This is a genomic window from Mycobacterium sp. NGS67, from assembly GCF_059812185.1.
Genome location: NZ_JCALCF010000010.1, coordinates 91,179 through 115,650, shown reverse-complemented (window position 1 = coordinate 115,650; position 24,472 = coordinate 91,179). Strand labels below are relative to the sequence as shown.

Below are 24,472 nucleotides of genomic sequence, written 5' to 3'. Positions count from 1 at the left end.
GATCGATCTCCCCCTATCGTGCCGCACTTGCGTCCCTGGCGGGTACCCACCGCCCGCCACTCCTAAGTCGATGCTCATGGGGCAATTGGGATAGCCACGCGGTAACGTCACATGCCGTGCTCATCGGATGGCGTGCCGTCCCTCGCAGGCACGTGGGGGAGTTCCCCAGGCGAGGCGCCCTGGCTCTGGGCTGTATTGCGCTGGTGACGATAGGGATCGTCGGCTGTACCAAGGTCACCGACGGCAACGGCGCGGCCGACACCAACCTCGCTCCTGCCTACCGGTCGTCGGTGTCGGCATCGCTCTCGGAGTCCGCGGTGTCCTCCAGCGCCAGGGAATCCCAACGGCTGCAGTCGGTGACCACGCGGGCGATGCGCACGTCGTGCGACGCGCTCGCGACCACCAGCAAAGAGGCGATCGACAAGGTCAACGCTTTCGTGGCCGCGTTCAATGCGGGCAAGAACACCGGCCCGACCGAAGGCCCGGCCATCGACGCACTCAACGCCAGCGCCACCGCGGTGGAGAACAGCTACAGCGACGCCCTGCCCGGCCAGATGCGCGACGCGTTCAACGCTTACAACGACGCAGCCCGGCAGGTGGCCAACGCGATCGGCACGCACGCCTCGACCGGCGAGTTCAACCGGCGGGTGGATCGGCTCAATGACACCAAGACCAAGGCACTGAAAATGTGCACGGGTTAGCCGTATGAACTCCGGTGGTGCCTGTGCGACGATAACGTCCATCGCGGTGGCGATCGCAAGCGCGGCGAAGCCGGCGCAGCGGGTCGCCACCATCCGGCTTTGTCGTGCGGTTGGTTGAGGGAGGTTTCACGGTGGTCGCGGCGGATCACGCCCCGAGCTACGCTCGCAAACTGGGCATCCAACCGGACCAGGTCGTCCAGGAGTGGGGCTGGGACGAGGACACCGACGACGACATCCGCGCCGACGTCGAGGATGCGTGCGGCAGCGAGTTGCTCGACGAGGACACCGACGAGGTCGTCGACGTCGTGCTGCTGTGGTACCGCAACGGTGACAGCGACCTGGTGGACATCCTGATGGACGCGATCAGCCCGCTCGCCGAAGACGGCGTGATCTGGGTGCTGACCCCTAAGACCGGCCGTCCCGGGCACGTGCTGCCCGCCGACATCGCCGAGGCGGCGCCGACCGCGGGCCTGATGCCGACCTCGTCGGTCAATTTGGGTAATTGGAGTGCGTCTCGCCTGGTTCAGCCGAAGTCGCGGACCGGGAAGCGTTGATGCTCGACGTCGGAGCCACCGCCCCCGACTTCACCTTGCGCGACCAGAACAACCAGCCCGTCACGCTCAGCAGCTTCCGCGACAGCAAGAACGTGCTCTTGGTCTTCTTCCCGCTGGCCTTCACCGGGATCTGCCAGGGCGAGTTGGACGCGGTGCGCGACAACCTGCCCGATTTCGAGAACGACGACACCGCGGTGCTGGCCATCTCGGTGGGGCCGCCGCCGACCCACAAGATCTGGGCGGTGCAGAGCGGATTCACGTTTCCGGTGTTGTCCGACTTCTGGCCGCACGGCGAGGTCAGCCAGGCCTACGGGGTGTTCAACGAACAGGCCGGCATCTCCAACCGCGGCACCTTCGTGGTCGACCGCTCGGGGATTATCCGGTTCGCCGAGATGAAGCAGCCCGGAGAGGCACGCGATCGGCGACTGTGGACGGATGCGCTGGCGGCGTTGTCGTTTTGAGTGCTTCGGGTGTGGGCGTGTAACCTGCGCCGGGGCATAGGGCGCGTAGCTCAGTGGTAGAGCTCTGGTTTTACACACCAGCGGTCGGCGGTTCGATACCGTCCGCGCCCACTTTCCGAGTCGCTCGATCAGTCGGTCTGCACGAGACCTTCGATCAGGTTGGCTTCGACGCGCTTGCTCGCGGCTTCGCTTGTCCCAGGCAAGCGGATTGGACGGCTTCCGCGCTTAATTGCGCTCAGCCGGAGGATGTCTCGCAGATCTGCCGTCGATAGCGACTCAGACACAAAGCTTTTCGGCGGGGCCGACTCTCAAGCGTCAGGGAGGTCTCGTGGTCGGCGCGGACGCCGCACCGGCGGCTGACTGTGCCACGCGCCACCGGCGCGGAACAATTCCGGTGGCCGGCCGCCGCGCGGGCTCGCTTTGGCCCGCTCACCGGTCGGCTCGACGTAGTTGTCCGGGTTCGCGACCGTCGGCGACGAAGTGGTAAGGCTGCGACGGAAATTGGCCGGATCGATCTCGGTCTGCCACAGCTCCTCGTACACGTTCTGCAGTTCCGACAGCGCGAACGTCTCGCCGACGAACGCCGTCGCCAAGTTGGTCTGCTCGAGCTGTTCAGCCGCCCGGTCTACCGCGTCGGACAGGATCCGGTGATGGTCGAAGGCCAGCGGGAGATTCCGCACCGCGTCGGTGACCGGCCATAAGCGGGCCGCAGCCGCATCGGTGCCGGCGCGCAGCTCGCCCGGGTCCGGCGTCACCGCGAGGTACGCCACGGTGACCACATTGGTGCGCGGGTCGCGCCCGGGATCGCCGTAGGCGCCGAACTGCGCCAGGTGTTTGGGTGCGATCACACCGGTCTCTTCACGCAATTCCCGCCACGCCGCGTCGTCGAGAGTCTCGCCGGGCCGTTTGAACCCGCCGGGCAGCGCCCACATGCCGGCATACGGCTCGCCGCCGCGCTGCACCAACAGCACGTGCAGACGGCCTTCCCGCATGGTCAGGATCACGATGTCGACAGTCACCGCGAAGGACGGGTAGGCCGAGGTGTCGTAGCCCTCCGGTGCGCGGTGCTCTGGTCTGTCCATGTAGGCATCGTAGGCAGATATTTGTCAGAATGACAATTAACTGTTATAGTCATGCAGACAAATACCGGACCGACGAGGGGAGCGCCATGACAAATCACGCAGACACAGACGTAAACGAACTGCTTGCGCGGATCGCGAAATTGGAGGCCCTGCTTGCGCAGCAGTCGGCGGAAGAAGCCTCACGCGCGGACATCTGGTTCCTGCTGGACCGGTCCGGATCGATGAACACGATCGCCGAATACGTCGTGCAGGGCTACGACGAGTTCATCGCCGAGCAGCGCAAAGAGAAGGGCGAAGCGACGATGACGCTGGTCCAGTTCGACGGCGAGGACATCCACGACGTGCTTGTCGACGCCCAACCACTCGACCGGGTCGAGTCGATCGCCGGACGGTTCAGCCCGCGTGGGATGACGCCGCTATACGATGCGGTCGCGTTGTTGCTGGACCGTGCCGAGGCGCACCTGAAGCGTTCGGGCGCCGATCCGGCCGATCAACTCGTGGTCATCTTCACCGACGGCCTTGAGAACGCCAGCCGGCGCTGGACGGACCGGGCGATCCACAAACGCATCGCGGGTCTGCGGAAGGCCGGATGGACCTTCGTCTTCCTGGGCGCCAATCAGGACAGTTACGCCACCGGTTCGGCGATCGGCGTGGGTGCGGGCAACACGTCCAACTACACCGCCTCACCGACGGGCGTGCTGACCACCCATCGTGGGTTGAACCGGTCGGTGCGGGAATGGCGCGGCAAGTCCCGCAGTACCCGGCTCGCCGACGCCGACGACTTCTGGGGCGGAGTCAAGGAAGGTGAGGAAGAGGGCGCCCGTCGATGACCTTGAAGCGCTTGCAGGGCAACGCAAAAGGCATGCTGTCGCTGTGTATTTCGTAGGTTTGGACCTCGCATGGGGTGCTGTCAGCCGCACCGGTATCGCGGTTGTCAACGACGCGGGCCAGCTGCAATTACTCACCTCAGTGGTAACGGACGACCAAATCCTTTCTGCCGTAGCGCCTTACGTTGTGGGCGACTGCTTGGTTGCCATCGATGCACCCTTGCTGGTCACCAACGAATTCGGCCGTCGACTCGCGGAGGCCGAATTAGACAAGCAGTTTCGGGCGTTCCAGGCCGGCCCGCGCCCGGCGTATAAGTCGCACCCGTCTGGCATGTTCGATCCGCCTCGTGGCGCCGTGCTGACTCAAAAGCTGAAGCTCGACATCGATCCGATGTCGAGCGCGCCGCGACGCGCAATCGAGGTCTACCCACACCCCGCGATTGTGGTGTTGTTCAGGTTGGGATGCACCTTGAAATACAAGCGCGGTCGCGGGGCGAATGCCGTGGAGCGAACCCTTGCTCGGCGGAGCGAAATGCTCAGACTGATCGATCACATCGAGAGTTTGGCTAGCGCGCCGCTGCCGATGCAGGTAATCGGTCACAGCAGTTGGATGACTTTACGTCGTTCCGTCGAGATGGCCACTCGGCCAATCCAATTGGATCGTGCGGAAGACCAGCTCGACTCGGTCATGTGCGCTTACGTGGCGATGCTGTGCAACCGCCGACGTGACCAAGTCGCCACGTTCGGCAACTTTCCCGACAACGGCTACATCGTCACGCCGGCTCTTCCGCCCGACCTGAAAGCCGACCGCCGACAGAGTCCGCGCGACGAGACCGGCGCGGCCGCGCAATCACAAGCTCACCGCTCCGACGACATCGACGGCTCGGACGCGGCCAAACCAGTGCTGCCAACTTGCCCCTGCGGATGTGGGCAGCCCGTCAGCAAACCCAACAAATTCGTCCCTGGTCACGATGCAAAGGCACTCCATCAACGAATCGCTCAGCAATGGGGGAATACTCTCGGTTTCATCGAATGGTTCGATGCGACATACGGATTCACTCCGCAATGAGCGACAGACAGCCGACGCCGCGACATGAACGCGAGTCGGCACGGTCCTTGACGCCAGCGCTACGGCATCAGAGTCCACGGATCACGGTGCCGCCCGGGCGGTTCTGAGATCCAGGACCGGGCGCCGGCACGTACCGCAGCGTGCACCGCTCGTGCGATCCGGGCGCCGAATGTCGAGCGCGGTCCGCCGTATGCCTCCGCAGCCCCGTCCGTCGGGCAATGCACGACGATCGCGTCCGAGGCGGTTCCGGTGGCCCGTACCCCGGTCTCGTACAACGCCTGCACCTTCGCTTCGGTGGCGGTGGCCACCGCGTTGACCAGGGCGGCCGTCGACAGCCGTGCCGGCACCGCGACCACGATGTTGATCGTGCCCACCTGGTAGCCGTTGGTGAATGGTCGGTACTCGACGGACTGGTAGTCGGGGAACAGCGTCGTTTGCACGCCGGACGGTAATTCGCGGCGGAAGTCCCCGTCGGGCGCGGCCGCCCAGGCCGGGTTGGAGAGCCCGACGGTTGCGGAGGCATGCACTCCGCCGTCCGCGGCGAGGTGGTGGCGGGTCACGTCGACGGCGGTGAGCAACCCGCAGCCCGTCCCGACGAGGCCCAGCGCGGTACCGATCTCGGTGAGGTGACCGTCCGGATCGGTCCGGTCGTAATCCAGCGGGACGGTGGCGTTCACCACCCAGTCCCGGGCGCTGATGCCGCCGCCGAGCGGTCCGGAAGAGATGCACAGTCGAGGCTCGGCAAATTGCCACAGCAGGACCGGGATCTGCCGAGCTTGTTCCACCCGCGCCGTCAACTTGGGATGCATGGTCCCATCCTCGTGTGGGGGTGCAACGTCGCGAACGTCGGGCACCTCGTCGGATCGGCCCAGCGCGACGTCAACACATCGTCGGCCCACCGCGTGCGCATTTCGGACGGACGCTTGTCATAGTTGGCCGGTGGATGAGGCGCTCGTCGGGTTCGGCGCGGGCGTCGTCGTCGCAGTCTTGACCACACCCGTCGGAGTGTCAGGCGCAGTGTTTCTACTGCCATTGCAGATGAGCCCCCTCGGTGTGCCCAATCCCGCCGTGACCCCGACGAACCTTCTGTTCAACGTCATCTCCATCCCGGGAGCGCTGGCCCGGTATGCGCGGGTGGCGCCGCTGGGTAGTTCGCTGACCCGTTTGATGCTGCTCGGTACGCTGCCCGGTGTCGTCGTTGGCGCCGTGTTGCGGGTGTTGTTGGTTCCAGACCAGCAGACGTTCAGACTGTTCGCCGCCGCGCTGCTCTTCCCGTTAGGGGTGTGGTTGTGGCTGCAGCGCGCTTCGTCTCTACCCGTGGGGGCGCGCCCGGGGCCGTCGAACAATTTCGTCGTCACGCTCGCACTCGGTGTGGGCGTCGTCGGCGGCATCTACGGTATCGGCGGAGGCTCGTTGCTCAGCCCCATCCTGGTGGGCCGCGGCGCGCCCCTTGCCGAAGTTGCCCCGGCCGCACTGGTTTCGACGTTCGTCACGTCGATAGCGGGTGCCGCCACCTACACCGTGTTGTCCGTGATCGCCCCGGGACACGACATCGCTCCCGACTGGACCCTCGGCATCGCCGCAGGCCTAGTGTCGTGCGTCATTAATTAGTTTACAGTGTGGGATGATCGGTGTATGCCCTCATCCGTACTGGTGATCAGCCCTGAAGACCGCATGACGTTGGAGTCGTGGACTCGGTCCTCGACGGTGTCCGCGGGGCGTGTCGAGCGGGCGCGGATCGTGTTGGCGGTGGCTGATGGCGCGGGCACCTCGGGTGCGGCGCGGCAGATGAGAGTGTCGCGGCCGACGGTGATCAAGTGGCGGGATCGGTTCGCGGCGTTCGGCATGGACGGCCTTGCCGACGAGCCGCGTAGTGGGCGGCCCAAGACCGTCGATGACGCGGCGATTCTAGCGGCCACACTGGATCCGCCACCGGAATCGTTGGCGGTAACGCACTGGTCGAGTCGACTGTTGGGTAAGCACCTTGGCGTCGGGGATGCCACGGTGGCCCGGGCGTGGCGACGTTACGGGGTCAAGCCATGGCGCCGGGAGACGTTCAAGTTCTCCACCGACCCCGAACTGGAGGCCAAGGTCGGTGACGTGGTGGGCCTGTATCTGAACCCGCCGGACAACGCGATCGTGTTGTGCGTGGATGAAAAGAGCCAGATTCAAGCACTCAATCGGACCCAGCCGATCCTGCCGATGCGTCCGGGACTGCCAGAGAAGGCGACCCATGACTATCAGCGCAACGGCACCGCCACCTTGTTCGCCGCCTTGGAGATCGCGACGGGAAAAGTGACCGACCGCTGCTATGAGCGGCACGGCAAAGCCGAGTTTCTCGACTTCCTCAAGGCGGTAGCGCGGGCCTACCCGCGGCGGCGGTTGCATGTGGTGTGCGACAACTACCACACCCACAAGCACGCCGACATCAACGCATGGTTGGCCAAGAATCCGCGTGTGACACTGCATTTCACCCCGACGTCGGGGTCCTGGCTGAACCTGGTCGAGGTGTTCTTCTCGATCATCACCCGCCAGGCGATCCGCCGCGGCTCATTTAACAGCGTCAAAGAACTCACCGCAGCCATCGGTGCATTCATCGACGGCTGGAACCAACGCTGCCACCCATTCGTGTGGACCAAGACCGCAGACGAAATCATGCCCCACACCCGTAAACCAAATTCAGACGCGTGACACTAGGTGGACTGCTGGGCGGGTACGCCGGTGCCCGGTTGCAACCGTGGGTATCCGAAGGTGCGCTCCGACGTCTGTTGGGAACGTTGGCTGTCGGTGCAGCGGTGCTGTACGTCGTTCAAAGCTCCCGGTGAACCAAACGTGCAACTCTCCATATCGACCCTCCCGGTCGTACATTGACCAGATGGCAGACGCGGCAGACCGGGCCCAAGAGCTACGCCAGCGGCATTTCCAGTTGGAGCACAACCAACCTGTCACCGAACGTGACGTCGAGCAGGCCGCGCAGCGGGCCGACGAGGCCCATGAGCGGGCCGCCCTCGCGCACCGCAAAACGGCCGAACGACACGACGAGTCGGCGCAGGTGCACGAACGAGCCGCGCAGGTCCACGAGGACGCCGCGCACGCCGGTGTGGGAGATCCCGACAAGCATCACGCGGCAGCCGAGCGGCACCGCCAGGCGGCCGCGGCCGACCGTGCCGCCGCGGCCGAGGACCGACAGGCCGCGGACGAGGAATAACCCGGGACCCGACCGGGGTTCTGGCGGCGCTTAGCGCCCTTTGGTCCAAGGGGTGCAGCCATGCGTGATGAAGTGCCCGACCGCAGGCGCCGAGAGGTCCGCGGTCAGCGTTTGTCCCGGCCCCACGCTGTCTCCGGTGAGAAACGTCCAGTCGCCGGTCCACGTGCTGAACGTGCACTGCTGCACCGCGGGATCGCGCACCTCGACGCGGGCGGTGTAGACGCCGTGCGGAACCTGCCCGGGCACCGCGTAGGTGCCCGGCCCGAACGTCGCGTCCGCTTCGGCAACCGGACAGCCGATGAGGCCGAACAGCAGTAGGGACATCGCTGTCGGCGCCAGAATCCGCATCACCCAACGATAAGTTCCCGCAACCGGTCCCGCAGCGCGGGATCAGCGCTGGTGCAGCGGCAAGCGCAGCGCGCCTCATTTCAGGAATGACTCATCTCGTCGGCGTTTGCCGACCGCAAAGGCGGGTATCGCAGGCCCGACGAAGGAGCGCCCCGTGAGTTATCTGGACAGTGCAAAAAACCAAGTGCTGAGCGCAGTCAGCAAGGTTGTCGACATGCAGCAACCCAAAGCGACGGCGCAGACGGTGACCATCGCGGCACCCGTCGAACGTGTCGAACACTTCTGGCGTGACACCGACCAGCTGTCCGTCGTGCTCGGTGACATCGCGGACGTCGAACCCGGGGGAGAAGATCGCTACCGCTGGCGTCTGCAGGACCAGCCGGACGTCAGCTGGGAATCCCGGCTGGTCGTCGAGCCCGGCCGGATCCGCTACGTCGGTACCGCCGACGACAACGAACTCGTGGTGAGCTGGCAAGCCGCGCCACGGGATCTGGGCACCGAGGTCACGCTGCGAGTCAAGACGCCGGCGCCGGGCCTGCTGTCCGGGGCGGCGGCATACAAGGTCCTCTACCGGGTGCGCGCCCTGCTGCAGACCGGCGAGGTGCCGACCCTCCAGTCCAACCCCAGCGCGCGGAACTCCGCGCGGTAAGGAAAGGTTCATCGTGCGCGCACTGTGCTGGAACGGCGTCAACGACCTGTCGGTGGAGACGGTCGACGATCCCAAGATCCTCAACCCACACGACGTGATCGTCCAGGTCCGGCTGACGACCACATGCGGCTCGGACCTGCATTTCATCGACGGCTACCTGCCCGGCATGCGCCAGGGCGACGTCTTCGGCCACGAATTCATGGGAGTGGTGGTCGAGACGGGCTCGGAGGTGCGCGACACCAAAGTGGGTGAGCGGGTGGTGGTGCCGTCGTTCATCGCCTGCGACAGATGCTGGTACTGCGAGCACGAGTTGTATGCCTGCTGCGACACCACCAACCCGAACGCCGAACTGCAACAGCCGCTGCTCGGCTACCCGTCGGGCGGAATCTATGGCTACACGCACCCGTTCGGCGGTTACGCCGGTTCGCATGCCCAGTACGTGCGGGTGCCGTTCGGCGACGCGAACTGCTTTGCCATCCCCGGGGACATCACCGACGAGCAGGCGCTGTTCCTGTCCGACGCCGTCCCTACCGGTTTCATGGGCGCGGACTTCTGCGACATCTCCGGCGGTGACACCGTCGCGGTCTTCGGCGCCGGGGGAGTGGGTCTGATGGCGGCCCGCAGTGCGCTGCTGCTCGGCGCCGACCGGGCGATCGTGATCGACCGGATCCCGGAACGACTCCAATTGGCGCGCAACGGATTCGAACTGGAGACCATCGACTACACCGCCGTGGACAGCGTGCACGAGACGCTGCGGGAGATGACCGGTGGGCGGGGTCCGGATGCGTGCATCGACGCGGTCGGCATGGAAGGACACGGCACCGGGGTCCAGCAGCTCTACGACAAGGCCAAGCAACTGCTGCGGCTGGAGACCGACCGCGCCACCGCCTTGCGGCAGGCGATCCTGGCCTGCCGCAAGGGTGGGGTGGTCTCGGTGCTCGGGGTGTACGGAGTGACCGACAAGTTCCCGATGGGTGTGCTGACCAACAAGGGCCTGACCCTGAAGACCTCGCAGCAACACGGCCAGCGCTACATCGCTCGGTTGTTCGACTACGTCGAACAGGGTGATCTGGATCCCGCCAAGCTGATCACCCATGACCTGCCCCTCGAAGAAGGGGTGCGCGCCTACGACCTGTTCAAGAACAAAGAGGACAACTGCATCCGGGTGGCGATGCGGCCGTAGGGGGTTAGAGCGCTACGCAGCGGGCATAGCTGGTGGCATGACAATCGAGGCTGACGACGTCCGGCGCCTGCTCGACGCCGAGGACGCAGACGCTGCACTGGTTCTCATCGAAGGTCGGGTCGAAGTGAAGACACCGGCCGAACTGGAATCGCCGGATTACCGCGGCGCGTTGCAGGTCGCGACGCGCGCCGAGGTGCTGCAGGGCGTGGGCGATGCGGAGTTGTCGGACCGCGAACTCGCTGAGCGGGCTGAGGAACTCGACACGGCGGTGCGCAACTTGGGCGGCTGACAGGGGGGTTGCCTGTTCGCCGGCGCGTTGCTGAGATCAGGGCATGACTCAGCAGGAACCACTGAGCCACTCGAAGAGTTCGTGTCGCTGGATCGGTACGGCAATCGGGCGTTCCTGCATGGCCGCGTATGACTTCATCGTGGTCGGAGCCGGATCGGCCGGGTGCGCGGTCGCCGGACGCCTCGCCGATGAATCCTCGGCGACCGTGCTGCTCATCGAGGCCGGCGGCTCGGACCGGAAGCTGACAGTGCGTGCGCCCCTGGCGTTTCCGCGGCAGATGGGCACCGCACTGGACTGGGCGTACGAAACCGAGCCGGAGCCGGCGTGCGCGGACCGGCGCATCCAGCAACCCCGCGGCCGGGTGCTCGGTGGCACCAGCGCGATGAACGCGATGTTGTGGGTCAAGGGCAGCGACCTCGACTACGACGGGTGGCAACTTCCGGGCTGGACGTGGGACGACGTGGCGCCGGTCTTCGCTCGCATCGAGCACGGGCCGATGCGCGTCACCCGGGTGACCGAGCCCGACGAAGTGTCCCGCCGGTTTGTCGCTGCGGCGCGGGCGGCGGGCGTCGCCGCGGATGACGACGTGAGCGGACCGGGTCTCGACGGGGCGACCATCAGCCCGGTCACCATCTACAACGGGCAGCGCTGGACGACGGCACGGGCATATCTGCGGGGGCAGCGGAATCTGAGTATCGCGAAGAAGGCCACCGTCCTTCGGTTGATCATCCGCAACGGACGCGCGGTCGGTGTCGAGTTCCGTTGCAATCGGCGAGTGCAGCAGGTTTTCGCCGATCAAGAGGTCGTGCTGAGCGCGGGGGCATTCGGCACCCCGCAATTGCTGCAACTTTCGGGCATCGGACCCGCCGATCACCTGCGTGCCGTCGGGATCACACCACAGGTGGACAGCCCGAACGTCGGGCAAGGCCTGTCCGACCATCCCAACATGTTCGGCATTTGGCGGCTGGCCCCCGGATATATCGGGCTGGCCGACGCGGCCAATCCAAAGTGGTTGCTGCAGTGGCTGTTACACCGGACAGGCAAGCTGTCGAGCAACGGGTGCGAGGCGGTCGCCCACATCCGGTCCATGCCCGATCTGCCGGCCTGCGACTTTCAGTTGGTGATCACCCCGGGCGACGCGCTGGCCGACATCAAGACCGCCGCCTTCCCGCCGTCGTTGACGGTGATCCACTCCTACTGGACCCCGCAGAGCCGCGGCAGCGTGCTGATCCGCTCCGCCGATCCGGACCGGCCGCCGGCTATCCGGCTCAACCTGCTCCGCGAGCGCGCTGACATGGAGGCGATGATCCGGGCGGTGCAGCGGTCGCGGGAGATCGTCTCCACCGAGCCGCTCGCCTCCGCCGTCGACCGGGAGGTGTTACCCGGACCGGCCGCGGACCTCGAAGCGTGCATCAGACAGACCGTGATCACCACCGCGCACCCGGCCTGCAGCGTCGCGATGGGTTCTGAGCCCGACAGCGCGCTCGACGAGCAGTTGCGGGTGCGGGGTGTGGCGGGGTTACGGGTCGCCGATGCGTCAGCGCTGCCGCGGATTCCGCGGGCCAACACCAACGCGCCGTCGATCATGATCGGTGAACGGTGTGCCGATTTTCTGCTCGCCCCCGCTTGATGTCTTGGACGCGTCTGACGCGGTGTGGCAAGGTCGTGGGCGTGAGCGACCTCTCTGGCTCTCAGAGCAACAGGCAGACCTCGGGGCCGCCGGTGCGGCCGTTGTCGGCCGACCAGCAACCGGCGACGAAGGCGGACCTCTACGCGGCGGTGGACGCCATGCGCGCCGACATGCGTCAGCTGCTCGAGCAGATCAGCACGCTGATCAAGGACGCGCAGAAGTAGGTGAAGCCGTTTCGCATCGACGTGCCCGACGACGTCCTGGAGGATCTGCAGTCGCGGCTGGCGCGCACCAGATGGCCGGACGCCGAATGCGTGGACGACTGGAGCCAGGGCGTCCCGTTGCGCTACACCCGCGACCTGGCCGCCTACTGGGCCGCTGACTACGACTGGCGCGTCCGGGAGGCGGCGCTGAACCGGTTCGACCAGTTCGTCGACCAGTTCGACGGTCTGGACATTCATTTCATCCATCAGCGCTCGCCTCACGATGATGCTTTCCCGTTGGTGATCACCCACGGCTGGCCGGGCTCGGTCGTGGAGTTCCACAAGGTGATCGAGCCGCTGACCGATCCCACCGCGCACGGCGGCCGCGCCGAGGACGCCTTCCACGTGGTGTGCCCGTCGCTGCCGGGGTACGGCTTCTCCGGGAAGCCGGGCCGCACGGGCTGGGGCGTGCAGAAGATCGCGCAGGTGTGGGAGGAGCTGATGGGTCGCCTGGGCTATGACCGTTACGGCGCCCAAGGCGGCGACTGGGGCGCGGCGGTCACCACCCAGATCGGCCGCAACGGCGGGAACTGCGCGGGGATCCATCTGAACATGCCGCTCGGCACGCCGACGAAGGAAACGCTGGCCAACCCGACACCGGAGGAGCAGGCGGCGATGGCCGCGCTTGCCGAGCACCGCAAATCGGGGACCGGCTATTCCAAGCAGCAGTCCACCCGACCGCAAACGCTGGGCTACGGGCTGGTGGATTCGCCGGTGGGCCAACTCGCCTGGATTGTCGAGAAGTTCTGGGCGTGGATGGACTGCGACGGACACCCCGAGAACGTGTTGACGCGGGATGAGTTGCTGGACAACGTGATGATGTATTGGGTGACCGGCAGCGGCGCGTCCTCGGCGCGGCTGTACTGGGAGAGCTACAAAGTGTGGGGGGACAATTCGCGGGTCGAATTGCCTACGGGCGTAGCGGCTTTCCCGAAAGAAGTGCTGCGCGCGCCGCGCTCGTGGTGTGAGCCGAACTTCAACCTGACGCACTGGACGACGATGCCGCGCGGCGGGCATTTCGCCGCGTTCGAACAGCCGGAGTTGTTCGTCGAAGACCTCCGGAAGTTCTTCGCGACGGTGCGCTGACGGGATCAGACGATCCTGCGACCCCGTCGCGCCCGAGATCTCATGTCCCACAGATACAGCTCGTATCCCAGGATCCAGACGCGGTGCGGGATCAGCCGGTCGGCCAACCGCAGCGCCGCCAGCAGCCATTCGAATCGCCGCTGTTGAGATTCCGACCAGTCCAGCCGCATCATCGCCCGGAACTCCGGCGCCAGGAATCCCGTCGTCGCGAACAGATTGAACGGTCCGGCCAGCATCCGCACCGGCCACGGCATGAACGCCATCGAAGCCACCCCGCGCAGGTGCTCGCGCACCGGCGGGTCGATGCGCAGTTCGTCGAGGGAACGCTTCCAGTATTCGTCGAACGCGACCCGGTCGGCGGGCCACATGCGCTCGGGCACCTGCAGTGTGGTGGCCAGCCGCTTGGCGTCCTGGAACACCACGTCCGAGCTCGCGTCGTCGAGCGGGCCGTGCAGGTACTCGTGCTGCTCGACGAAATAGCGGTACAGACAGGCGGCGACCCAGAGCTGCAATTTGGGGTCGAAGGCGTTGTAGGACACCGGGCTGGACGCCGTCGAACGAACCTGCCGGTGCGCGGTGTCCACGGCGTCGCGGATCAGCTTGCGGTCGGATTCGGTCCCGATGGTCGCCACGGCGAGGTAGGTGCCGGTGGTCCGCGCCCGTTTGAACGGGTGCTTGTAGACATTGCCGCTGTCTACCGGGCTTTCCAGCACGCCGTAGCCGACACCCGGCAACGACAACTGCATGATGACGTTCGCGGCGGGCAGCAACGTCGCCGCCGGGTTCAACAGGTCGGCGACCCTGGTTACGGGCCGCTTCATCGCGGATCCTTACCCATGAGTCGAGTACATCATGTTCGGGTGCTTGGTGCGCCGAGAATCTCGGCGCGGCGGAGGTTAGAGCGAGTCATAGCGGGCGCTTGTTGAGGCATGGCTGATCTGATCGCTTCGCTTTAGCAGCGCCGGCCGGGTCGTGTGAGACGCTGCCGAGGTGTTCGTGTCACCGAATTCGGCTCGAAGCGTCGGCGTGTTGACGGGTTATCTGGCCGATCTGGCGGTGGGCGACCCGCGGCGGGGACACCCGGTGGCGCTGTTCGGCACGGCCGCTGCGAACCTGGAACGGCTCACTTACCGCGACGCGCGGGCAGCCGGGGCAGTGCATGTCGGGGTGCTGGTGGGCGCGGCGGTGTTACTGGGCGTGGTGCTGCAGCGCAGGACCGGCCCGGTCGCGGCGACCGCAGTGGCTACCTGGGTTTCCCTGGGTGGATCTTCGTTGGCGCACACCGGTTCTCGGATGGCAGATCTGCTGGAGTCCGGTGACATGGCGTCCGCACGCGCGTTGCTTCCCTCGTTGTGCGGTCGCGATCCGGCTGTGCTGGACCGGGACGGTCTGGCCCGCGCGGCGCTGGAATCGGTGGCCGAGAACACTTCCGACGCGCAGGTTGCGCCGCTGCTGTGGGCGGCGGCCGGCGGCGCTCCGGCGGTGCTGGGTTATCGCGCGGCGAACACTCTGGACGCGATGATCGGCTACCGCTCCCCGCGGTATATCCGATTCGGTTGGGCCGCAGCCCGATTGGACGACATCGTCAACGTCGTGGGCGCCCGGGTGACGGCCGGATCGGTGATGATCTGCGCGCCCTTGGTAGGCGGATCTGCGCTCGGTGCGTTGCGCGCCTGGCGGCGCGACGCCGCCAGCCATCCCAGTCCGAACGCCGGCGTCGTCGAGGCGGCGTTCGCCGGTGCGCTGGGGGTGCGGCTGGGCGGACCCACCCAGTACCACCACGAGCTGCAGATCCGGCCAACGCTGGGCGACGGCCGCCCACCCACCGTGGCCGACCTGCGCCGCGCGGTGACCCTGTCGCGGGCAGTGCAGGCGGTGGCCACCCTGGTCGCGGTCGGCGTTGCCGCGCTCATCCACCCCCGAGTGGCGGGATGGGGAGAGCGCGCAGCAACGAGCCGATCCCATTGGTCAGCAACGAGATTCCGGTGACACTGGGCTGGCCCCAGTTGAGCGTGAGCCCCGGATCCGGCGACGGCACGAACGGGTAGGCGTTCGGCATGGCCGAGGGCGGAAGCAACCCGGCCCACACCAGGTTGGCCTGCACGCCTTGCGCGGTGCCCTGCAGCAGATAGGTCCCGACGGCGAACGGATCGATTAGCGGGAACAGGCTCGCCGGGGTGGGGAGATCCGCGTATTCGGAGTGCACTCCGCCGATGTCGCCGTAGCCGAGATCTACCAGTACCCGCAGATTCGGCTGGATCAGGTTGAGCAGCGGCTGCGGCAAGTTCAGCGGCCTCAGCAGCGGTAGGTCCTGGCTGGGAATCAGGTAATACGTTGTGCTGCCGGTGGACCCGGGGGAAACCGGCGCGACGATCGCCGACGCGAGCTGTGCCGGCGTCAGGTATTCGTATGCGGGCGTGGGGCTCAAGTGCCCGTAGTACAGGCCGGCGATGGCATTGGCGGACGCCAACAGGTTCAGCGGGTAGCGCGGGAAGTGGGCGAAGCCGTCGTACTGGATGGTGTGGATGTCGGTGGGGTAGGCCAGGTTCGGCGTCGCTCCGCCGAAGGTCTGGTTGAAGCCCGGAATGTACAGACCGGTGAAGCGCTCGTAGAGACCACCGTTGGGATTGTTGGGGTTGCCGGCCAGGACGAACCTCAGATCGGCCGGGTTGGGTGCCGGTATGGAACCGTCGGCGATGCCGTTGAGGTAATTGGTCACGACGGTGGCGCTTTGGGAAAAGCCGAACACGATGGTCTGGGTGCCCGGCGGTTGAGCGGCGACGGCCTGCCGCAATATCTCGACACCGCGCGCGATCGACGTGTCGAAGGTGAGGCTGCCCAGCCCGGTCAGGGGCCACCCCTGCTCCGGGGTGGTCAAACCCGTCGGGATGGCGGTGGGAGCAATGGGCGCGATGTAGGTGTGGTAGATGTTCATCACGTAAGCGGGATTCGGAACCGGGTTGCCGGTGCCGCCCATGATCAGGGTGTTCACGCCTGCGAGTGCCGAAATAGCTTCCGGCGCAACGCTGTTGAGTGCCGATGCGTTCCATGCCTCGACGGCCAGGTAGGAGCCGGCCGCCGTGCTCAAGGTTCGAACGAACAGTTGGTGCACCCCGGCGATCTCAGCGCTGAGCGCCTGATACTGCTGGCCGAACTCGGCGAACAGTGCCGCGACCCGGGTCGACACCTCGTCGGCGGCGGCAGCAATCAATCCGGTGGTGGGACTGGCGGCGGCCGCCTGCACCTCCGCCAGCGACGACTGAATCCTCGCCAGATTCATTGCCGCCGAACGCAAGAGGTCGGGTTCGACGGTCAGCGCTGACACATGCCCTCCTGTTTCTCGGCGCACCCCGACTCGTCCGGCGCCCAGGTGCTGGGCATCAGTGGCTCGCGCGGACCGCCACCGAACGCGTCACCGGTGAGCGTGGCCAGCCCCGCGGCTTCACCACCGGCCGTCCGCCGGGTGGCTCCCACGAACCCCAGCGGACCTGCGCCGCGATCGGAGCTGACGGCGGCGTCGGGGTCGGAAACGGGCTCGAGGTCCATGTATTCGTAGCCGCGACCCTTCACGTCGACCTTGGCACGCCGCTTACGGCGTTCCCGCGCTTTGTCCGCTGCGGAAGCCGCTGCCGCGGCCGGGGCCGCCGCGACGTCCGGCCGCGAAGCCCTCTTCTTGACGACAGTTCGGGTGCCGGCCGCGGAATCCATCCTGCCCGTGCCGCTGAGATAGGGAAACTGCCCGGGACCGGCACCCGGCGGTGGCGATGCGCCCGCAACGCTCGATGCGATCGGAGCCGCAGCCGGTACCGGGGCGGCCGGCGCGACAACCTGCGCCGGTACGGCCGGGCTCGAAACGGCCACCGTCGCAACCGGACCCGGCATGGTGGCGGGGTTCGCGGCAAGCACGTCGGTGGGACCCGGGACTGATTCCATGCCCGCGTGCACATGGAGGGCTACCTCGGCGATACCCAGCGCGCCACCGGTGCCGAGGAGGGTGGGGCCGACCAGCAGCGGACTCAGTCCGGCCGCCAGCAGTGGGAAGGTGACCAGAAACTGGATGACCTGGATGGACAGGTCGTAGCCGATCGCCACACCACCGAAGGCGTAGGCCGCGAGCAGCAACAGCGGGTTGTCACCGGCCGCATTGAGCAGTCCCTGCATCAGCGCGGGATAGCCGCTCACCGGCGACGACAGGTCGGCGATCTTGGTGACGAACCACGTCATCGGGTCGGTGCCCGGGGGGACGCTGAAGATATACGAGACCAGGTCGCCACTGTCGCCGCCGACGGTGTTGAAGACTCGCTCCACGGCGGCAAGGAAATCTGTGATCGTCGAAAAAGGATCTCCGGCTGCTGCGGCCGGTTCTGCTTTGACGATCTGTGGTGCCGCGGTCGCGTCCGGCGACGCGGCCACCGCCGCAGCCGAGACCCCTTCATAAGCGCTCATGGTGGTGGCGGCCTGAATCCACATTCGCACGTAGTCGGCCTCGTTCAGCGTGATCGGGATGGTGTTGATCCCGAAGAAGTTCGTCGCCACCAATACGCCGTGGACGGCATGGTTGGCTGCCAATTCGCCCAGCGTAGGCATGGCGGCCAGGGCCGCGGTGTAGGCGGTAGCCGCGGCCTCGTGCCGGGCGGCGGTCGCGGCGCTGTCCGCGCCGGCCTGCACCAGCCAGGCCAGGTAGGGCGCGTGGGCGGCCACATACGACTCGGCGCTCTGGCCCTCCCAGGCGCCGCCGCGCACCCCGCTCAACAGCGCGGTCAACTCGTCGGCCACTTGGGCGTACTCGGTGCTCAGCGTGCTCCACGCCGCGGCCGCAGCCAAGAGTGGACCCGGCCCCGGACCGCTCGACAGCAACGTCGAGTGCAGTTCCGGCGGGGAACCCATCCAGACCGTCATCGGCGGCTAGGCCGAGCGCTGGACCGACCGCAGGCGTGCCGCATCATGAGGCACCAGCTCTCTCCGGGGTGCTCCGCCCCGGGTTAGCAGGATGCGATGACGTGAGTGTCCTGGCTCTCGGATCACCGCTCGCCTCGCCTTCCAGCCAATGGCCGTGGCTTGTGAGGGTCGCTCCCCGATGACAGTGGCGGGACCGCGCCGGATTCGCACCGGCTTCCTGCATCATCATCGCCGTACAGGCGACATTGTCGCACTTGAGTCGGCCGGCGGATCGCACTTCGCAGAATCAAAGTCACCCCCGCAGAGCACCTGTTCCCCCGACCATAAACCTGGCGGGCCAGCTTGGCGGGCAATTTGCCACAATCCTGCGAATAATTTGCATGTAGTCGGCCGCCGCTCGGTGCTGGTGTTCGGCGTAGCAGTATTGCGCGGGTCGGCAGCACGAGAGTTTGCGACGGAGGAAAAGCGTGCGACGAGACAGTCCAGCGGGGCCCGGGCGCCCTCCGGCGATCCTGCGGTCGGCTCGGCCAACACTTGTCGCGTGCGCGCTACTGGCGGCGATCAGCGCACTGGCCGGCATGGCACCACTGTTCGTCGTCGTAGAGGTGAGCCGGCGTCTCCTCGCGGGGAACACCGACGTCTGGCCGATCGTGGTGGTGGCGGTCATCGCGCTGGCGGCAAAGCAATTGGGTGTCCTGGCCGCCGGGGTGATGACACATCTGGCCGACATCCGGGTGTCGTTCCGGATCCGTCGGGAGTTGCTGGCCAAGTTGAGTCGGGTGCCGCTCGGCTGGTTCGGCGAGCGCAACTCCGGGATCGTCAAGAAGGCCGTCGAGGACGACGTCGCGGCCCTGCATCGGCTCGTGGCCCATTCGATCGTGGAAGTCAGTGCGGCGGCGGTGCCGCCCGTGGTGGCCTTCGGGTACCTGTTCGTCGTGGACTGGCGGATGGCGCTGGTAACGCTGCTACCGGTGTGCGCCGGGCTGGCGGCGTATCAGCGCGCGGCGGCCAGTGCGGGAACCAAGTATCCGGAGTACATGGACTGGTTGAGGCGGCTCAACAGCGCGGCCGTGGAGTTCGTGAACGGCATCGGTGTGGTGAAAGCCTTCGGCACGCCGGGCGCGGCAAGTCGTCGGTTCCAGGAAGTGTCCCGCGCGTTCGCGCACTTCTTCCTCGACTGGGCCAAATCCACCAGCGTGGCCAGCGTCACCGCCGAAATCCTGCTGTCACCGCCCAGCATCCTGCTCGCGGTCGCGACGACCGGCGGGATCTTGACCGCCAACGGCGACCTCCCGCTGCAGAACTTCATCGCATTCGCCGTCTTCGGCACCGTCATCACGTCGAACTGGATGACGTTGCTGATGTCGATACACCCGTTGGTCACCGGGTTGCAGGTGTCCCGCGAGATCCGGGAAATGCTTGGGACTGCGGAACTTCCGGTGCCGCACCGCCCGGCCGAACTCGATCCCGCGACACCGGGCCCGGTGGTGCGGCTGCGCGGGGTGCGCGTCACCTACGGCGACACGGTCGCCTTGAGCGGGATCGATCTCTGTCTCGAGCGGGGCACGATCACCGCGCTGGTGGGTCCGTCCGGTTCCGGAAAGTCCACCCTGGCCAAGCTGTTGCCGCGGTTCGACGATCCGTGCGACGGGGCGGTCGAGCTGTACGGGGTCGACCTGCGCCGGATCGACCCGGCGACGTTGTATCGGCACGTCGCGTTTGTCTTTCAGGACTCGCACCTGTTGTCGGCCATGAGTATTCGCGACAATATCCGGTTGGGCCGTCCCGACGCCGACGATCAAGCCGTGCGGGAGGCCGCCCGCCGGGCGCAGATCTTGTCCAGGATCGAGATGTTGCCGCGCGGATTCGATTCGGTGGTCGGCGAGGACGCTGCGCTCTCGGGTGGTGAACGGCAGCGCGTCTGTATCGCCCGCGCGATCCTGGCCGACCGCCCGATCCTGGTCCTCGACGAAGCCACCGCCAGCGCCGACCCGGAAAACGAGGCCCGGATCCAAGACGCGCTGAGCGCGGTCGCCGCGGACCGGACGGTGCTGGTGATCGCGCACCGGCTCAGCACCGTCCGAGGCGCCGACACCATCGTCGTCCTCGACGGCGGCCGCATTGCCGAAACCGGCAGCCACCCGGAATTGTTGGGGCACAACGGAATCTATGCACAACTGTGGAGACGGGAACGCGAGGCAGAACGTGGTGTCGCCGAGCAGTTGGAGGCGCGGCGATGAGCACGATCATCCGTTACCTGTTCGACCTGCTCGATGACCGCGGCCGCCGGCAGCTGCGCACCATGCTCGTCGTGCAAGCCGTGCAGGGAGTGCTGCAAGGTCTGGGTTTCCTGTTCGTGGTTCCGTTGCTCGGCGTCCTCTTCGAACGACCGGTGCGCGGGGGCGATCTGTGGTTCTGGATCGCGGCCATCTGCGTGACCGTGGTCGCCCATCACGGGTTGCTGGCCTGGAGCACTTCGCTGGGCTATCGCGTCGGCACCGACGTGCTGACCAATTTCCACGATCGGATCGGAAACCATCTGGCCGCGTTGCCGATCGGCTGGTTCGGTGCCGACCGGACCGGGCCCATCGGGCGTCTGGTCGCCAAGGATGCGACGGATCTCGCCGATTTCCCGGCACACCTGCTGCGGTACCTGGTCGTCGGCGTGAGTGCGCCGGTCACGCTGATCCTCGGTAGTTACCTGAGCGACTGGCGGATCGGGTTGGCATTGACGCTCGGCGCGGTGCTGTGTGTGCTGTCGTTGCGGATGTTCATGTCGGTCGTGCACCGCAACGACGACCAGTACGAGCACGACATCGGCGTCACCGCGTCCCGGATCGTCGAATACGCCCGGCTGCAACCCACGCTGCGCGCCTACGGCGTGTTGAGCCACCGCGAACTCGGCACGATCGAGGATTCCCTTGTCCGGCAACAACGCTCGCAATCCCGGCTCACGATCCGCGGAGCGTGGGGTCTGATCGGGTGCTTCGGCACCATGCAACTGGTCGTCACCGCGGTGGTGGCGCTGACCGTCGTTCTGACGCTGCGCGGCGACGTCGCCCTGCCCACCATGATCGGTCTGCTGATCGTCACGCTGCGGATGATCGACCCGTTGTCTCAGCTTGGCGACCTTGCCGGCCATGTCCAGGTCACCGCCGACGCGATCGTCCGGGTGCGCGACTTGCTGGCGGTGCGGCCGCTGCCCGAACCCGAGCAAGGTGCGGCACCTGCCGGCACCGGCATCGAATTGCGGGACGTCCGTTTCGGCTACGACGGTGTCGAGGTGATTCGTGGTGTGAACGCCCGCATTCCCGCGGGCAGCCTCACCGCGATCGTCGGGCCGTCCGGGGCCGGAAAGACCACGCTGCTGCGGTTGATCGGCCGCTTCTTCGACGTCGACGACGGCAGCATTTCGATCGGCGGCCGCGACGTGCGTGAACTGGGCACCGGTACGGTCGCCCACCTGACCGCACACGTCTTCGAAGACGCCTACCTGTTCGACGCCACCATCGCCGAGAACCTGCGGATGGCCGATCCAGAAGCCAGCGCGGCCGAGTTGGATCGCGTGGCCGCGATCGCGCGCCTGGACGAGGTGATCCTGCGGTTGCCCGGTGGCTGGGAGGCGCGCGTCGGCGAGGCGGGATCGGCACTGTCGGGCGGGGAGCGGCAGCGGGCGGCCCTGGCGCGTGCGCTGCTGAAGAGCGCGCCCATCGTGCTGCTGGACGAGGCCACTGCCGCGCTCGACGCGGTCAACGAAGCCGCGGTCGCGGCGGCGATCCGGGAATTGGCTCGGGACCGGACAATTGTCGTTGTCGCACATCGACTTTCGACGGTGATGGACGCCGACCAGATCCTGGTCCTCGAAGACGGCCGCATCACCGCGCGCGGCCGCCACGAGGAGTTGCTGTCCGCCGGCGGCACCTATGCCCGGTTCTGGGCGCAACGATTGCGCGCCCGCGGTTGGCAACTAACGCGGTGAGAGCCGGAACAGGTTGAACTTATAAGTGTCGACCATCGCAGGGATCAGCCGGGCCAGGACCGGCATCCCGTAACGCCGTAGCGGGGGCCAGGTTTGGGCGACGGCGGGCTGGGGTTTGGCCAGTGTTCGCGTGTCGAGCAGTTCGAGACCCTCGATGCCGCCGGGGTCGTCACAGACCCATTGCAGCCGCGCCTTCACCTGCGCCAGCGACTTGTTGCGGTCCTGGTTGCCGACCATGCGTTCGCCCGCGGTGTCGAAAGCCAACTGCGCGCCCGGAAACCGTTGGGACAGTTCGGCAACAGCGCGACGCACCTCGTCGCCGTCGAGGTAGATCAACACGGCTTCGCTCAGGAACAGGTAGGGTCCCGCAGCGGCGGCGACCGTGTCGAACCAGTCGCTGTCGAGCACCGAACCGGCCAGCATCCGGTAGCGGTCGCTGTCGCGAAAAAATCTGCGGCGCAACGCGATGCTGTCGGGAAGGTCGATGTCGAACCAGTGGACGCTGCCGTTGTCGAGGCGGTCGAACCTGGTGTTCAGCCCGGTGCCCAGTTCGACCACGGTGCCCGCCGGGTGCTCGCGCAGGAATTGGGCCACCCAACCGTCGAAGATCGAGGATCGATACACCGATCCGGACAGCGACGATCCGCCGAATCCGCTGAAGTCGTAGTCGATCGCGGCGACGAGTTCGCGCGCCCGCTGGTCACCGAGCACCGGACGACGCGACGCCGCGTCGCACGCTCGCGCGTACAGCGGAATCAGCAGTGTCTCTTGGATGTCGCCCAGGCCGGGAGCGGTCTTACTCATCGCGCCGCCTTCCGTGAACGTTTCGTCGCGCCTACCGGAGGCTACCGCCCAGGGCGTGTCCGAGGAGGTCGAGGAACCCCGCGGCGGCACCGATCGGACCGATGCCGATGGCGGGGATCTCGATTCTGCCGCCGGCGAAGTCGTCGGGCGGGAAGAAGTCCAAATCCAGTCCCAGAGCGTTGAACGCTGAGCCGCCGGTCCCGTGATACAGCGGTCCGCCGGGACCGTCGACCACCTGACCGGGGCTGAACAATCCGCCGAAGGCGACGCTGAGGCCGCTGAGCTTTTCGGCACCGGCGGAGCCGCTTTCGACGAACGGGTTGAAGATCGGCGCCAGCGGGTCGAGGTTGAGGGTGGCGCCGTTGAAGAAGGCGTTGACGACGCCGGCGGGTGTGTCGATCAAGTGGCCGAGGGCGGCGGTCGCGTTGCCGTTGGTGAGGTCGGCGAAGATGCTGCCCGCGCTGTTCCACAACGCCACACCCGGGCTGACGAACGGGCTGACCGCACCGAGCAGCACACCGCTGAACGGGGACGAGGCGAAATTGAGCACGGTCGAGAGCAACAGACCGTCCGGACCCGACGGGATGTAGCCGTCGCCGAGCAGCCCGGTGTACACCTGGACGTGCGCATCGTCGACCGGGACGATTTCCGGGGGTATGACGGTCCCGTTGGTAGCGGTCGTGACGCCGCCGAGGGTGTGGCGGATGACCGCCTCCGCGACGTCCTGGGGTGAGCCGACCAAGAAGACCGATTGGGCCGCGGTCGTCAGGTTGCCGAAGAACGCCGCGGGGTTGGTCGTCAGCTGCCGCAACCCAGTCGCGGCACCGCCGGCGAAGGTGCTCAGGCTCTCCCGGGATGCGTCGACCAGTGTCAAGGCATTTCGAGCAGTGGTGGTGAACGTCTGTCGCCACGGCGCGAGCGGGTCGATGCCGGCGACGGCCGCGGCGTTGGCGGCCTCGGCCGCGGCGTAGCTGCCGGCGCTCGCGCCGAGCAACCTGACGAACTCGCTGTGGAAGGCTTGCGCCGTAACGCTGACGGCCTGGAACTCCCGGCCGAAGCTGCCGAACAAGGAAGAGATCGCCACCGAAATCTCGTCCTCGGCGGCCGCGGCGATCCCGGTGGTCGGACCCGACACGCTCGCGGCGGCATCGGACAGGGCCGACCCGAGACCTGCCAGGTGCTGAGTTGCGCCGTGCAGCAACTCCGTTGTTGCGGTCACAAACGACATGAGGCAGATCTCCTCGGGTACTCAGGACGGCAAGAGCGGGACTGCGAGTCTGCGTGTTCGGGGTGCTCGAGCCGAGTCTGACAACGAAGTAGCGCACCCCGGGTGGGGCCCAACTTCGAACTTGTCGCCAGCGCCACCCAGAAACCCGTCCTGCGCATGATTTGCATGTAGTAATTTGCACCCAGGGTTACCGCTTGTCAACTCTCGCGAGG

General features: G+C 66.8%; 25 protein-coding genes, 1 tRNA gene and 1 riboswitch. Of the genes, 18 read left to right on the top strand and 8 right to left on the bottom strand.

Annotation, left to right across the window (positions count from 1 at the left end):
• Positions 1–116 precede the first annotated feature (116 nt).
• The 4 genes from AC5Y4D_RS11930 (at position 117) to AC5Y4D_RS11915 (ending at position 1,827) form a co-directional block, all read left to right on the top strand.
• Entirely contained in the window at positions 117–701 is a 585-nt protein-coding gene (locus AC5Y4D_RS11930; protein WP_499945396.1) for an Rv2240c family protein, read from the top strand.
• A gap of 131 nt (positions 702–832) precedes the next feature.
• Positions 833–1,255 (top strand): DUF3052 domain-containing protein, encoded by a 423-nt coding sequence (locus tag AC5Y4D_RS11925; protein ID WP_499945397.1) that lies wholly within the window; start codon positions 833–835, stop codon positions 1,253–1,255.
• Positions 1,255–1,716: a peroxiredoxin gene (locus AC5Y4D_RS11920; protein ID WP_500037227.1), complete on the top strand. Its 462-nt coding sequence runs from the start codon at positions 1,255–1,257 to the stop codon at positions 1,714–1,716. Before AC5Y4D_RS11925 ends, AC5Y4D_RS11920 begins: the two co-directional genes overlap by 1 nt.
• A gap of 39 nt (positions 1,717–1,755) precedes the next feature.
• Positions 1,756–1,827, top strand: a tRNA-Val gene (locus AC5Y4D_RS11915).
• Positions 1,828–2,024: 197 nt separating this feature from the next.
• Here the strand turns inward: AC5Y4D_RS11915 and AC5Y4D_RS11910 are convergent.
• Positions 2,025–2,798, bottom strand: a complete 774-nt coding sequence (locus AC5Y4D_RS11910) for an NUDIX hydrolase (protein WP_500037226.1) — start codon at positions 2,796–2,798, stop codon at positions 2,025–2,027.
• Positions 2,799–2,884: 86 nt separating this feature from the next.
• On the opposite strand from AC5Y4D_RS11910, the gene AC5Y4D_RS11905 reads away from it, so the two are divergent.
• Together AC5Y4D_RS11905 and AC5Y4D_RS11900 are read left to right on the top strand one after the other, a co-directional pair.
• Positions 2,885–3,628 carry a vWA domain-containing protein gene (locus tag AC5Y4D_RS11905; protein WP_500037225.1) on the top strand — a complete coding sequence of 248 codons (744 nt, stop codon included), beginning with the start codon at positions 2,885–2,887 and terminating at the stop codon, positions 3,626–3,628.
• A 43-nt stretch (positions 3,629–3,671) separates the two neighbouring features.
• Positions 3,672–4,694 carry a DUF429 domain-containing protein gene (locus AC5Y4D_RS11900; RefSeq protein WP_500037224.1) on the top strand — a complete coding sequence of 341 codons (1,023 nt, stop codon included), beginning with the start codon at positions 3,672–3,674 and terminating at the stop codon, positions 4,692–4,694.
• Positions 4,695–4,753: 59 nt separating this feature from the next.
• On the opposite strand, the gene AC5Y4D_RS11895 is transcribed toward AC5Y4D_RS11900, so the two are convergent.
• The gene (locus AC5Y4D_RS11895; protein ID WP_500037223.1) at positions 4,754–5,503 is read right to left on the bottom strand and encodes an adenosylcobinamide amidohydrolase; all 750 of its coding nucleotides are present in this window, start codon (positions 5,501–5,503) and stop codon (positions 4,754–4,756) included.
• Between the two features lie 130 nt (positions 5,504–5,633).
• Between AC5Y4D_RS11895 and AC5Y4D_RS11890 the strand changes: the two genes are divergently transcribed.
• From AC5Y4D_RS11890 to AC5Y4D_RS11880, 3 genes are all read left to right on the top strand, one after another.
• The gene (locus AC5Y4D_RS11890; protein ID WP_500037222.1) at positions 5,634–6,305 is read left to right on the top strand and encodes a TSUP family transporter; all 672 of its coding nucleotides are present in this window, start codon (positions 5,634–5,636) and stop codon (positions 6,303–6,305) included.
• Positions 6,306–6,329: 24 nt separating this feature from the next.
• Entirely contained in the window at positions 6,330–7,385 is a 1,056-nt protein-coding gene (locus AC5Y4D_RS11885) for an IS630 family transposase (protein WP_500037221.1), read from the top strand.
• Between the two features lie 184 nt (positions 7,386–7,569).
• Positions 7,570–7,902, top strand: coding sequence for a hypothetical protein (locus tag AC5Y4D_RS11880; RefSeq protein ID WP_500037220.1), 333 nt, complete (start codon positions 7,570–7,572; stop codon positions 7,900–7,902).
• A 30-nt stretch (positions 7,903–7,932) separates the two neighbouring features.
• Here AC5Y4D_RS11880 and AC5Y4D_RS11875 read toward each other — a convergent pair whose 3' ends face one another.
• A complete protein-coding gene (locus AC5Y4D_RS11875) occupies positions 7,933–8,250 on the bottom strand; it encodes a hypothetical protein (RefSeq protein ID WP_500037219.1) in 318 nt (105 codons plus the stop codon).
• A 154-nt stretch (positions 8,251–8,404) separates the two neighbouring features.
• On the opposite strand from AC5Y4D_RS11875, the gene AC5Y4D_RS11870 reads away from it, so the two are divergent.
• The 6 genes from AC5Y4D_RS11870 to AC5Y4D_RS11845 all read left to right on the top strand — a co-directional run bounded on the left by AC5Y4D_RS11870 (position 8,405) and on the right by AC5Y4D_RS11845 (position 13,350).
• Positions 8,405–8,899 (top strand): SRPBCC family protein, encoded by a 495-nt coding sequence (locus tag AC5Y4D_RS11870; protein WP_499990377.1) that lies wholly within the window; start codon positions 8,405–8,407, stop codon positions 8,897–8,899.
• A gap of 13 nt (positions 8,900–8,912) precedes the next feature.
• Entirely contained in the window at positions 8,913–10,082 is a 1,170-nt protein-coding gene (locus tag AC5Y4D_RS11865; protein WP_499990376.1) for a zinc-dependent alcohol dehydrogenase, read from the top strand.
• A gap of 37 nt (positions 10,083–10,119) precedes the next feature.
• Positions 10,120–10,371: a hypothetical protein gene (locus tag AC5Y4D_RS11860; RefSeq protein WP_499945410.1), complete on the top strand. Its 252-nt coding sequence runs from the start codon at positions 10,120–10,122 to the stop codon at positions 10,369–10,371.
• Between the two features lie 118 nt (positions 10,372–10,489).
• The gene (locus AC5Y4D_RS11855; protein WP_499990373.1) at positions 10,490–12,001 is read left to right on the top strand and encodes a GMC family oxidoreductase; all 1,512 of its coding nucleotides are present in this window, start codon (positions 10,490–10,492) and stop codon (positions 11,999–12,001) included.
• Between the two features lie 41 nt (positions 12,002–12,042).
• Positions 12,043–12,225 carry a hypothetical protein gene (locus AC5Y4D_RS11850; protein WP_499945412.1) on the top strand — a complete coding sequence of 61 codons (183 nt, stop codon included), beginning with the start codon at positions 12,043–12,045 and terminating at the stop codon, positions 12,223–12,225.
• Entirely contained in the window at positions 12,226–13,350 is a 1,125-nt protein-coding gene (locus tag AC5Y4D_RS11845) for an epoxide hydrolase family protein (protein WP_499990372.1), read from the top strand.
• Between the two features lie 5 nt (positions 13,351–13,355).
• Here the strand turns inward: AC5Y4D_RS11845 and AC5Y4D_RS11840 are convergent, their stop codons facing one another.
• A complete protein-coding gene (locus tag AC5Y4D_RS11840; protein WP_499945414.1) occupies positions 13,356–14,171 on the bottom strand; it encodes an oxygenase MpaB family protein in 816 nt (271 codons plus the stop codon).
• 169 nt (positions 14,172–14,340) lie between these two features.
• Between AC5Y4D_RS11840 and AC5Y4D_RS11835 the strand changes: the two genes are divergently transcribed.
• The gene (locus AC5Y4D_RS11835; RefSeq protein ID WP_500037218.1) at positions 14,341–15,339 is read left to right on the top strand and encodes a cobalamin biosynthesis protein; all 999 of its coding nucleotides are present in this window, start codon (positions 14,341–14,343) and stop codon (positions 15,337–15,339) included.
• Here the strand turns inward: AC5Y4D_RS11835 and AC5Y4D_RS11830 are convergent.
• Together AC5Y4D_RS11830 and AC5Y4D_RS11825 are read right to left on the bottom strand one after the other, a co-directional pair.
• On the bottom strand, positions 15,260–16,675 hold the full coding sequence (locus AC5Y4D_RS11830; RefSeq protein ID WP_500037217.1) for a PE-PPE domain-containing protein: 1,416 nt from the start codon (positions 16,673–16,675) through the stop codon (positions 15,260–15,262). The genes AC5Y4D_RS11835 and AC5Y4D_RS11830 overlap by 80 nt on opposite strands.
• Positions 16,663–18,249 (bottom strand): PPE family protein, encoded by a 1,587-nt coding sequence (locus AC5Y4D_RS11825; protein WP_500037216.1) that lies wholly within the window; start codon positions 18,247–18,249, stop codon positions 16,663–16,665. The genes AC5Y4D_RS11830 and AC5Y4D_RS11825 overlap by 13 nt, the downstream gene beginning before the upstream one ends.
• 83 nt (positions 18,250–18,332) lie before the next feature.
• Positions 18,333–18,512, bottom strand: a riboswitch (cobalamin riboswitch).
• 204 nt (positions 18,513–18,716) lie between these two features.
• Between AC5Y4D_RS11825 and AC5Y4D_RS11820 the strand changes: the two genes are divergently transcribed.
• Together AC5Y4D_RS11820 and AC5Y4D_RS11815 are read left to right on the top strand one after the other, a co-directional pair.
• A complete protein-coding gene (locus AC5Y4D_RS11820; RefSeq protein ID WP_500037215.1) occupies positions 18,717–20,489 on the top strand; it encodes an ABC transporter ATP-binding protein in 1,773 nt (590 codons plus the stop codon).
• On the top strand, positions 20,486–22,228 hold the full coding sequence (locus tag AC5Y4D_RS11815) for an ABC transporter ATP-binding protein (RefSeq protein WP_500037214.1): 1,743 nt from the start codon (positions 20,486–20,488) through the stop codon (positions 22,226–22,228). Before AC5Y4D_RS11820 ends, AC5Y4D_RS11815 begins: the two co-directional genes overlap by 4 nt.
• Here the strand turns inward: AC5Y4D_RS11815 and AC5Y4D_RS11810 are convergent.
• Positions 22,217–23,032 (bottom strand): class I SAM-dependent methyltransferase, encoded by an 816-nt coding sequence (locus AC5Y4D_RS11810; RefSeq protein WP_499945679.1) that lies wholly within the window; start codon positions 23,030–23,032, stop codon positions 22,217–22,219. The genes AC5Y4D_RS11815 and AC5Y4D_RS11810 overlap by 12 nt on opposite strands.
• A gap of 31 nt (positions 23,033–23,063) precedes the next feature.
• Entirely contained in the window at positions 23,064–24,260 is a 1,197-nt protein-coding gene (gene gjpA, locus AC5Y4D_RS11805) for an outer membrane porin GjpA (RefSeq protein ID WP_499945680.1), read from the bottom strand.
• Positions 24,261–24,472 lie beyond the last annotated feature (212 nt).